Origin of the sequence: Thermococcus sp. (genome assembly GCF_027052235.1) — an archaeon.
In the GTDB taxonomy this organism is placed as follows: Archaea; Methanobacteriota_B; Thermococci; order Thermococcales; family Thermococcaceae; genus Thermococcus.
Genome location: NZ_JALUFF010000056.1, coordinates 1 through 10005 on the forward strand (window position 1 = coordinate 1; position 10005 = coordinate 10005).

15 protein-coding genes are annotated in these 10005 nt (G+C 53.4%); 12 read left to right on the forward strand and 3 right to left on the reverse strand.

Features of this window, described 5'->3' with window-relative positions; translation table 11 throughout:
- Positions 1-69 precede the first annotated feature (69 nt).
- The 8 genes from MVC73_RS06480 to MVC73_RS06515 all read left to right on the forward strand — a co-directional run bounded on the left by MVC73_RS06480 (position 70) and on the right by MVC73_RS06515 (position 4457).
- Positions 70-501, forward strand: a complete 432-nt coding sequence (locus MVC73_RS06480) for a type II toxin-antitoxin system VapC family toxin (RefSeq protein ID WP_297508580.1) — start codon at positions 70-72, stop codon at positions 499-501.
- A gap of 84 nt (positions 502-585) precedes the next feature.
- Entirely contained in the window at positions 586-801 is a 216-nt protein-coding gene (locus MVC73_RS06485) for a hypothetical protein (protein ID WP_297508583.1), read from the forward strand.
- Positions 764-1201: a type II toxin-antitoxin system VapC family toxin gene (locus MVC73_RS06490; RefSeq protein ID WP_297508586.1), complete on the forward strand. Its 438-nt coding sequence runs from the start codon at positions 764-766 to the stop codon at positions 1199-1201. Before MVC73_RS06485 ends, MVC73_RS06490 begins: the two co-directional genes overlap by 38 nt.
- Positions 1198-1680 carry a hydrogenase maturation protease gene (locus tag MVC73_RS06495; RefSeq protein ID WP_297508589.1) on the forward strand — a complete coding sequence of 161 codons (483 nt, stop codon included), beginning with the start codon at positions 1198-1200 and terminating at the stop codon, positions 1678-1680. The genes MVC73_RS06490 and MVC73_RS06495 overlap by 4 nt, the downstream gene beginning before the upstream one ends.
- Before the next feature lie 54 nt (positions 1681-1734).
- Positions 1735-1953, forward strand: coding sequence for a TRAM domain-containing protein (locus MVC73_RS06500; RefSeq protein ID WP_297497970.1), 219 nt, complete (start codon positions 1735-1737; stop codon positions 1951-1953).
- Positions 1954-2029: 76 nt separating this feature from the next.
- Entirely contained in the window at positions 2030-3304 is a 1275-nt protein-coding gene (locus MVC73_RS06505; RefSeq protein ID WP_297508593.1) for a tRNA (N(6)-L-threonylcarbamoyladenosine(37)-C(2))-methylthiotransferase, read from the forward strand.
- Positions 3305-3461: 157 nt separating this feature from the next.
- A complete protein-coding gene (locus MVC73_RS06510) occupies positions 3462-3875 on the forward strand; it encodes a hypothetical protein (protein ID WP_297508597.1) in 414 nt (137 codons plus the stop codon).
- 12 nt (positions 3876-3887) lie between these two features.
- Complete coding sequence (locus MVC73_RS06515) at positions 3888-4457, forward strand: signal peptidase I (RefSeq protein WP_297508600.1); 570 nt, start codon at positions 3888-3890, stop codon at positions 4455-4457.
- Here the strand turns inward: MVC73_RS06515 and MVC73_RS06520 are convergent.
- Positions 4454-4810 (reverse strand): cupin domain-containing protein, encoded by a 357-nt coding sequence (locus tag MVC73_RS06520; protein WP_297508615.1) that lies wholly within the window; start codon positions 4808-4810, stop codon positions 4454-4456. The two genes, MVC73_RS06515 and MVC73_RS06520, sit on opposite strands and share 4 nt — an antisense overlap.
- 78 nt (positions 4811-4888) lie before the next feature.
- Between MVC73_RS06520 and MVC73_RS06525 the strand changes: the two genes are divergently transcribed.
- The 3 genes from MVC73_RS06525 (at position 4889) to MVC73_RS06535 (ending at position 8516) form a co-directional block, all read left to right on the forward strand.
- Positions 4889-6535, forward strand: coding sequence for a metallophosphoesterase (locus tag MVC73_RS06525; RefSeq protein ID WP_366938942.1), 1647 nt, complete (start codon positions 4889-4891; stop codon positions 6533-6535).
- Between the two features lie 81 nt (positions 6536-6616).
- Positions 6617-7837: an inorganic phosphate transporter gene (locus MVC73_RS06530; RefSeq protein WP_297508603.1), complete on the forward strand. Its 1221-nt coding sequence runs from the start codon at positions 6617-6619 to the stop codon at positions 7835-7837.
- A 4-nt stretch (positions 7838-7841) separates the two neighbouring features.
- Positions 7842-8516 (forward strand): TIGR00153 family protein, encoded by a 675-nt coding sequence (locus tag MVC73_RS06535; protein ID WP_297508606.1) that lies wholly within the window; start codon positions 7842-7844, stop codon positions 8514-8516.
- A 56-nt stretch (positions 8517-8572) separates the two neighbouring features.
- Here the strand turns inward: MVC73_RS06535 and MVC73_RS06540 are convergent, their stop codons facing one another.
- The gene (locus tag MVC73_RS06540; protein WP_297499609.1) at positions 8573-8800 is read right to left on the reverse strand and encodes an Lrp/AsnC ligand binding domain-containing protein; all 228 of its coding nucleotides are present in this window, start codon (positions 8798-8800) and stop codon (positions 8573-8575) included.
- A gap of 54 nt (positions 8801-8854) precedes the next feature.
- Between MVC73_RS06540 and MVC73_RS06545 the strand changes: the two genes are divergently transcribed.
- Entirely contained in the window at positions 8855-9499 is a 645-nt protein-coding gene (locus MVC73_RS06545; RefSeq protein WP_297508609.1) for a serine/threonine protein kinase, read from the forward strand.
- On the opposite strand, the gene MVC73_RS06550 is transcribed toward MVC73_RS06545, so the two are convergent.
- Entirely contained in the window at positions 9467-9793 is a 327-nt protein-coding gene (locus MVC73_RS06550) for a hypothetical protein (protein ID WP_297508612.1), read from the reverse strand. The two genes, MVC73_RS06545 and MVC73_RS06550, sit on opposite strands and share 33 nt — an antisense overlap.
- Positions 9794-10005: the final 212 nt, after the last annotated feature.

Consider the following 10005-nt stretch of genomic DNA (forward strand, 5'->3'; position numbering starts at 1 on the left):
GAAACCTGAAGAAGCTCAAAGGCATACTAAAAACCGAAAAATCCTGGAGAGAGCTCAAGGAGGAGTACTATGAAGGACTTGCTCGTTGACAGCTCTGTGCTCATCGAGTACTTTAAGGGCAACGAGCAGGCAGTGAAGCTTCTGGAGTCCTTCGAAAAGGCCGATGTGGTGCTCTACATAAACGACGTTGTCTTCAGTGAGGTTGTTTACATCCTCCTCGGTTACTACCTTGGGAGGTCTCCCAGAACAATGAAGGGAAATCCTGATAAACTTCCCTCAGAAATCTGGGAGGTCTTTAAGGTTCTCAGGGGCTTTGGATTCATTCCCGTAGAGCAGAGCACCGTTTTTAAGGCGATGGGCCTCATCGAGAAGTACGCGATGCTCCCGAACGATGCATTAATCCTTGCCACCTGCATGGAGCATGGCTTTTCCCTGGTGACCCTAGATGATGATTTTAAGGTTTCGGCAGAGGCAGAGGGTGTTCACCTAATAACGGGATAATCCATGCGCATACTCCAGCACGTGGCGAGGCTCTGACCTCTCAACTTTTTAAGGCCTTTTAGCTAATTAAGACCGGGGAGGAAGATGGGAGAGGTTGTCATTCACGTCGTCGTTCCCGATGGCTACGAGGAGGCTTTCAAAAAAGAGGTCGAGGAGATGGCCAAGTACCTGCGAAACAAAGAGAAGCTGAGAAAGAACATGGAAAAGCTCTTCGGGGTGCTCAAGACTGACAAAACGTGGAAGGAAATGAAGAGGGAGATGTATGAAGGGCGTCTTGCTCGATACCTCGATTCTGATTGAGCACTTCAAGGGAAATCCCAAAGCCAAGGAGATTCTCTTGAGATTGATGGGCTCAGATGTGGTTCTCTTCATCAACCCGATAGTCTTCAGTGAGGTCGTTTACCTACTTCTCGGCTTCTATTCCGGCGTATCTCCGAGAAGTTTGAAGGGAAAACCCGAAAAACTTCCAGGGGAGCTTGACCTTGTGTTTGAGGCCCTTGAGGAATATGCCTTCGTGGAACTCGGAGAAAAGACCTCTCATATAGCAAAAGACCTCATCCGCAAATACGCCATGCTCCCGAACGATGCATTAATCCTTGCCACCTGCATGGAGCACGGCTTTTCCCTGGCGACTCTGGATGACGACTTTAAACTTCCCGCGGAGAAGGAAGGCGTTCCACTCATCGGGGTGAGAGCTTGAGAACCCTAATCCTCGCCCTCGGAAACGAGCTGATGAGGGACGATGGAGCTGGCCTCAAGGCCGGCAGACTTCTCGCCGAGAAAGGCTACAACGTCCTTGAGGTCGGAACCGATGTCTTCCTCTTGGCCAACCACTACAGCGGCGAGGAGAGAGTTATCATCATCGACGCTATCTTGAGCGACAAGCTCAAACCGGGGGAGATAGTCCACCTTAGTGGGGGAGAAGTCTTCGAGAGGCTGAAGGCTGAGATGAGGAGCGCCCACTTCATGGGGGCAATAGACGGCCTTAAGCTCCTAATGGCCCTCGATGAGAGGCTGGCAAGGGCTGAGGTACACTTCATCGGCATCGTTGCCAAGGAGATAGACCTCGGCATGGAGCTGAGCGAGGAGGTCGAGAGGGCCGTTCCAAAGGTCGTTGAGCTGGTTGAAAAACTTACGGATACCCAAAGCTTTAAATACTCTCCCGAGAACGGGGAGTGAGGCTCTTCTCGGAGTCCTTCGAGGAGGCCTAAAGTTGGAAAGTTGGTGTTGGATATGTACGGAGACAGATTTGGTGGATACGAAAGCGAAGCCCCCGTTAAGGTTGGGGAGAGATATAAAGTCAGGATTGAGAGCCTTGGAAAGGGCGGTGACGGCATCGCCAAGATAAAGGGCTTCGTTATCTTCGTCCCGAACACTCAGGTTGGAGACGAGGTCGAGATCGTTATCAACTCGGTCAAGAGGAAGTTCGCCTTCGCCTCGGTCATCGAGTGACTTCCTTTTCATTCCTTTCTTCATTCCACGTTTCTGAACCGCGTCTTTTTTAAGGGCACTTTTCGATGGTGTGCCGATGGCCAGAGTTTACGTGGAAAGCTACGGGTGCACGAGGAACAGGGCAGACGGAGAGATTATGGAGGCGATTCTGCTTAGGGCAGGCTATGAGCTGGCGGAGAGCCCGGAAAAAGCGGACTACGTTGTTGTAAACACCTGCGCCGTTAAAGACCCGACCGAGCACAAGATGGTCAGAAGAATCAGGGAACTCCTCGACTCTGGTAAGAAAGTAATAGCGACAGGCTGTCTCATCCACGTTAATCCCGGCGTAATAGATTCCCGCGTTTCCGGAATGCTGGGCGTTAAGAGCATAGATAGAATAGCTGAAGCCATTGAGGTTGCGGAGCGCGGTGGAAAGCTGGTGAGCGTCGAGGGCTGGCGCGAAAGGAATCTGGATAAGCTCGAACTCCCGCGCCTCTGGAAGTCTGGGGTTGTTTTTGTCGTCCCGATAGGCGAAGGCTGTCTCAACGCCTGCACATACTGTGCAACGCGCTTCGCCCGTGGAGTCCTCAAGAGCTACAAACCTGAACTTGTCGTCAGGTGGGTTAAGGAAGCTCTCGCGAGGGGCTATAAGGAGATACAGCTCTCCAGCGAGGACACCGGTTGCTACGGCTTTGATATCGGGACTAACTTAGCTAAGCTCCTCGACGAGATAACGGCCATTGAGGGGGTGTTCCGCGTTAGAGTGGGTATGATGAACCCAAATCATGTGATAAAGATTCTCGACGAGCTGATTGAGGCATATCAAAGCGAGAAGGTCTACAAGTTCCTACATCTTCCCGTGCAGAGCGGGGACAACGAGGTTTTGAGGAGGATGGGGCGGAATTACACCGTTGAGGAGTTCGAGGAGATAGTCAAGGAGTTCAGGAGGAAAATCTCCGGACTGAACCTCAACACGGACATCATAGTTGGCTTTCCCGGGGAGAGCGGGGAAGCCTTCGAGAACACGGTCGAGCTTGTGAAGAGGATAAGGCCCGACAAGATAAACGTCTCCCGCTACTCGCCGAGGCCGGGCACGATAGCCTCAAAGTGGAAGCAGTTGCCGGGCTGGCTCGTCAAGGAGCGCTCCAGACTCTTACATCGCCTGAGGCTTCAAATAGCCTACGAGATAAATCAATCCTACGTGGGGAAGAAGGTCGAGGTTCTGGTTCACGGCGAGGGCAAGAAAGGAGGAATCGAGGGGAGGACGTTCAACTACAAGGAGATAATCCTCGACTCCGGAAGGGCCGGCCAACTGGGAGAAGCTATCGTTGAGGGCGTTGGCTCCACCTACCTTAAAGGTCGTCTTCTTTAGAGGTTTTCTATGATGTGGGTGGATATCTTGTAAAATTCCCAAAAAACCATGTAGAATCCCCAATTGTGAAAACGGTGCCCTCAGAATCCCTTAAGAAAACTATTTAAACTTTATTCCAGCTTATTCTCTAAGAAGGTGCTAACCAGGGGGTTATACCATGGTGGTCGTTAAAAGGAGTGTTGTTCCGCTGGCACTCGCGCTGGTGCTGGCGATAGTCGGTGCAGCGCTGGCCGTGCCCACCTTCACCCTCCACGTCCAGAACATAGGCGAGGGAGGACCCCAGCAGATTACAGTTCCCGGTGGGGTTGCCAACGCAAACGTCAACTGGGTTCTTGACAGCAACCCTGACTACGTGAAGGGAGTAAAAGTCTCGTTTGATCAGGACCTTAGCTCCGGAACGACGATATACGTTAAGGTTTACAACTCAAGCGGAACAGTAATAGCCCAGGGCAGCCAGACTTTGAGCTCTGACCTCAGCGCGGGTAGCTCCATTGAGATAGACTTTAGCAGTAGCGTCGAAATTGGCAACATGGATCAAGTTGCGGTCGTTCTCGTAGGGCCGCAGCAGTGAAGGAGGCCGTGAATGAGGCTCAGACACTTTGATTTTTTCTCACTTTTGAGTTATCTTCTCCTGTTCCTTGTAGCAGGGGTTGTTGTTCTCCACTTCGTCTTCGGCTTTCAGTACGTTGTCATCCTCACTGACTCGATGAAGCCCTCCATAAACCCGGGCGACCTTGTGATAACGAAGCCTGTTGATCCATCGGAACTTCGCGTCGGCGACGTTATACTCTACGAGGTCCACATCGGAGGCAACACCTACAGGATAACCCACAGGATAGTGGAAATAAAGACCGACCCGTCGGGGAGGTATTACCTCGTAACCAAGGGCGACAACAGGAAATACGCTGACCCATGGAACGTTTACCCGGAGCAGGTTCTCGGCAAGGTCGTCTTGGTTATACACACCGTTGGCGTCCTGTGGTACTACACGCCCATGATAGTCCTGGCTCTCTTCCTCTTCGTCATAGCCTCCTTGGCTTATGACCTTGCTCTTGAGCTCCTGAAAGAAAAACCACCCCTCCCCAAGTCGAGGAAGGCCCACCTCCTCCTCATAAGGAGGAAAAAGGTGAAGCTCCACTACCACAAACGCTAGGCCCACTCGTCCTCGGGAATGGCTTCCTTCTTTGCCGGGATTATGCAGAGGAACTCAAGGGTTTCTCCCGTCGCTTTGTAGCCGTGGGGCTCGTTGGGCGGGACGTAGAGGAAGTTTCCGGCCTTTACGTGGTGCTCCTCTTTGCCGTTGGTGATTATCCCCTCTCCTCTAACGATGAATATCTCGTGCTCCCAGTCGTGCTGGTGTATCGGTATCTCCGAGCCCTTCTTCATCACGAAGTAGCGCATTGCGAAGTTTTTTGCTCCAAGCCTTGGAGAAACGAGCCAGCGGATGGTTACTCCTTCAAACCCGGTATCCTTCTCGGGAACATCCTTGTAGTGGCCGACGAACATGGGCATCCCCATTTCAGTTCTCCCGGTTCTATTTAAACGTTGCACCAAGCTTTTAAAACGCCGGGCCAACTAACTCAGGTGGTTGACTTGAAGAGGCTCGCACTGTTCGTCCTCCTGCTCGTGGTTTTCTCGGCCGGTTGCGTCTCCTCACCGGCCGGCACCGGGACAACGGGGACATCTACCACCTCAACTACCCAGGAGAAGGTCTCCGGGATAAACTTCGGCAAATACCCAGCCGGGGCTGTTATAGGAAACTGGAACAAGCTCTTCAACATGACCTTCTACACCAGCGAGGGCTACGAAGACCTCGTAAGGTATTACTTCCCCAATGCGAAGGTTCTCCCCGCTTCCGAATACCATGGAACGGGTATAGCCGTCCTCTCGCCGGCAGAGGTCAGGAGAATGAGGCTCCTCTTTGGAAAGAGGGTTCAGGTGAGGGACATTGAGCCCTTCGGCTACGTCGCCTACAGGAACGGCTTCCACTTCCTCGGCCCCTGGCACGGGGTTATAGCGGTCTTCAACACCGAGAACGGCTCCACTTTGGTTGTCAGCGGAACCAGCAGGGCCGGTGTGGGCGGTGCCCTGAACTTCCTCAAGGGTGTCATGGATGGCAGGCTGAAGGTGGACTTTAACGCCGTTGTCCGCTCCGGCCAGTTCGAGGGTCTCGTCGTCAAGGAGATAGGTGACGTGAACCTCAACGGCCTTCCCGACAAAGGTGAGTTCATCCAGCTCTACCAGCTATCCTTCGAGGAGCCCTTCATCTACGGCTGGCGTGTCATAAGGGGAGCCAACGTTACCGTTGACGGCGGTTTCATAAGGCTGGTGAACGACACGAGGGTCTACATCCACGCCCTCGGCTTCAACGTTACCGTAAGGGTGAGGGGCTCACCCGAGGTTCCGTTGACTTACGTTATAGAGAACGTCAATCCAAATCTTATGGAGCTCCCCGAGGGGGCTAAGGTTATCGGCGACACGAGCGTTGAACTAACCACCGGGGGGAACTTCTCGCTGGTGGCCAAGCCTGTTGAGAACTACACGGTCTTCGCCTTCGGCGACCACAGGCCCCCAGGAGGTGACAAACCGCCCAGGGTCTTCCTTGAGATAAGGGACAGGATAAACAACGAGAGCGGGGCTTTCATCATAGACGGTGGCGACCTCGTTTACTCCGGGACTGTCTATCAGTGGGCGGAGCTCATGAAGGTCTGGAAGTGGAACAAGCCGATATTCATCTCGGCGGGCAACCACGAGTACCAGGGAGAAGGCATAAACATCTTCCACTACTTCTTCGGGCCCACCGACTATGCCTTCAGCCTCGGAAAGTACCGCTACATCTTCGCCAACGACGTCATGGGTAGCTACACCCTGAGCGAGAGGCAGTTCAAGTGGCTGGCCGGGCAGATGGAGCTCGCCAGGAGCCTCGGACAGAGGCCGGTGATAGTTATGCACGCCCCGCCCTACGACCCGAGACCCGGTGGAGACGACCACGCAATGAACGAGAAGAGCGCTGAGGAGCTGCTGAAGCTCATGAAGGAGTACGACGCCTTTGGAATCTTCAGCCACATCCACATCTACTGGAACGGAACTTACAAGGGGGTGCACTTCATCATAACCGGTGGTGGTGGCGCGCCGCTCTACGCGAAGCCAGATGAGGGTGGTTTCTACCACTACGTTGTCCTGACGATGGCTCCGGGAGAGATTGGCATAAGGGTCGTCAAGCTCTCCTGACCCTTTTTCTATATAGAGATTGTTAGCTCGATATATTCTATTGCGAAAAGATATTTATACGGTCTTCTTTACTTCGGCCCGGTGGTTGTTGTGGAGCCGTGGTTGTTGATAACGATCATTCTCGGTTTTGCCATGGCTTGGGCGATAGGTGCCAACGATGCCGCCAATTCAATGAGCACCGCGGTTGGGGCGGGGGCGATAACGCCGAGACAGGCGGTCATTATAGCGGGTCTCCTTGAGTTTACTGGAGCTTACTTTTTCGGCAAGAGCGTCACCGAGACGATAAGGAAGGGAATCCTCGACCCGAGCCGGATAACCGACCCCCATGTGCTCATCTACGGTTCTGCCTCTGCACTTCTGGCTGCCACCATATGGCTCGTCATAGCGACAAAGTTCGGTTTACCGGTCTCTACCACTCACTCGATAATCGGTGGCATAGTCGGTTACGGTATAGTTTACGCCGGCCTCTCAATAGTCAACTGGGGCAAGATGACGCAGGTCATCCTCAGCTGGATTCTCTCCCCCATAGTCGGTGCCATAATGGCCTACTTCGTCTTCAAGGCCCTAACGAAGAGCATATTCGAGAGGAAAAACCCGGTGAGGAGCGCCCGCCTCTGGTCGCCCTTCTGGATAGGACTGGCCTTCGTGGTCATCGGGACGATGTTCTACATAAAAGTTCTCCACGGGAAGGACCTGAAGGTTGGGGTTCTCTACTACGGCGTTCCGGTCGGGGTTCTCGTTTTTCTAATCACCTACGCCTTGATAAGGCTCCGCTTCCCGATAAGCGACCCCCTCATAGGTGTTGAAGCCATATTCAGGAAAGTTCAGGTCGTTACATCTGGCTACGTGGCTTTAGCGCATGGTGCCAACGACGTTGCCAACGCAATCGGCCCTGTCGCGGCAGTTTACGCGGTCGCGACGATGGGAATGGCTGGGATGAAGGTTCCCGTTCCGAGGTGGATACTCGCTTTAGGAGGCCTCGGCATAGCGGTCGGCGTTGCCACCTACGGCTACCGGGTCATGGAGACCGTCGGAAGGAGGATAACAGAGCTGACCAATACGCGCGGCTTCACCATAGACTTTTCAGCTGCAACTGTCGTTTTAACAGCGAGCTGGCTTGGAATGCCCATCTCAACGACCCACACCGTTGTCGGCGCTGTTATAGGAATAGGCCTCGCGAGGGGCGTAAAGGCAATAAACAAGGCCATCGTTATCGATATAATAATCTCGTGGTTCGTTACGGTTCCGGTCGCCGCTTTGATAAGCGCCGTCATCTTCAAGGCCCTTATGCTGGTGGGGTGATGGCATGCAGGTCTGGACGAAACTCTTCGCGAAAAGCCCCTTCAAGCCCCTCATAAAGCACGCTGAGGTGGTTCTTGAGACGGTCGAGACCCTTGAAAAGGCCCTTCAGGCGTGGAGGGAGGGAGACTACGAGGGTACGGAAAAGCTCGCCGTTGAGGTTGACAGGCTTGAAGACGTTGCAGACAGGATAAAGGCAGAGATAAGGGACTCCCTGAGCTCAAAGCTCATGATGGCTGTTGCTAGAGAAGACGTGCTCATCTACCTCCACATGCAGGACAAGGTGGCGGATGCAGCCGAGGACACCGCCAAGTGGCTCCTCGTCAAGAAGCCCGACGGAATTCCGGGGGAGATTAAGGACTTGATCATGGAGATGGGGAGGGAGAGCATAAAGGCCGCGAAGCTCGTTTACGATGCCATAGTCCAGATGGACAGGGTCATAGAGAGCGGCTTCGCCGAGAAGGAGATAGAGCGGGAGTACGAGATAATTAAGGCCATAGAGGACGTCGAGAACAGGATAGACGGTCTTGATACCGGGCTTATGAAGCTGGTGTTTGAGAAGGCCGGTGAGCTCGATTGGGGAACCGGCTTCTACATTCTCAACATAGCCAGAACGCTGAGCAACATCTCCGACAAGGCCAAGGACTCCGCGGAGAGGATAAGGCTGATGATGAACAAGTGAGCTCCCTTTTCTCCTTTTTCTTTTGATGAAGAATGAGTAGAAGAAAGAAAGCGGAATCAGATGGCTATCATCGTTGAGGTCATCTGTATCTCGGGCATGCGCCTTATCTTCTCGGTTATAAACTGGTCCAGGTCCTTCAGCGTGTCGGTCTCGACCTTGACTATGAGGTCGTATTCTCCATAGACAACGTAGGCTTCCTTGACCTCGGGCATTGCGAGAAGCTTTTCCATAACCTCCCTTTCCTTGCCCGCGGCCGTTACCATCAAAATAAAGGCCGTCACCATTGGCTATCACCGAAATTATTTTATTCCGCCACCTATTTAAGCTTATCGAGGATGATGGTACCCCAACTCTTCAGCTCTGAGGTTCGCCATTTCCTTGAGTGGCTTGACGAGAGGGGTTTTAGGGGAGTTGAGTTCCTCTCCAAGGGAACAACTAGTCTGGTCTTCAGGGCCTTACTCAGGAACAGGAAAGTCGTTGTAAAGCTCGCGAGGCCGGACTCGCCGAGGAGAAACTTCTCAAGGGAGGCCGAGATAATCAGGACAATTGAGCACTTTAAGATAACCCCTCCCCTCATTGAATACGGCACCTTTGAAGGCCTAGACTACATCGTCAGGGGCTTTGCAGAGGGCCGGGAAATCCTCAGGGCAAGGCTCAAGAGGTGGCACTTCTTTGAGATAGCCCTGAAAACGGCCACCCTTGACAGGCTCGGCCTCGACCACGGTCAGATGCAGGGGGGCAAGCACATAATAGTGGGAAAAACCATCTGGATAATAGACTTCGAGAAGGCCAATTGGAGGAAGCCCAACAACCTGACGTCGGCGATGTCCATGATTTTTGTCGGGAAGAACGCGATATCGGAGAAGATTTATGAGGACTTCGGCCTTGACGAGGGATTCAGAGAGGAGATGAGGGAGGCCCTCAGGGAGTACAAGAGGACGGGAAGGCTCTCACCCGTTCTGGACGTCCTTTCCAGACTTTAGCCTGTCGGCCCCGAGGGCTATGAGGGGGACGAGAACCGCGAGGGCTATCAGACCGACCCTCGGGTCGAGGAAGTAGTTGAAGGCCAGTATGACGACCACAGAGATGGCTATCATCACAAAGAGGTCCCTGTCATAGAGCCTCGACTTCGCCAGTATGTTCTGCTCCCTGGCCGTATATGCCAGATACGCCGGTATTCCGAGCGCCGCGAGTGCTATTCCGGCGTAGTCCCTCATGATGAGAGAGAGGGCGATACCTGCGGTGAGGATTATGGCTATGGCCGTTGTCTCCCTCATGTTCCCACCCTCCTTCCATTCCGGCTTTCCCTTTTAAACCTCCCGGACGGCTACCCTTATATACCCCGAGCTTCTTACATAGATTGGTGATACCGTTATGAGCAACATCGAATGGAACGAGAAGACCTTTTCGAGGTTTGCCTACCTCGGCGACCCGAGGATAATTGGCGACTTCGTAGCCTACACCCTGACCAAGGTGAACATGGAGGACA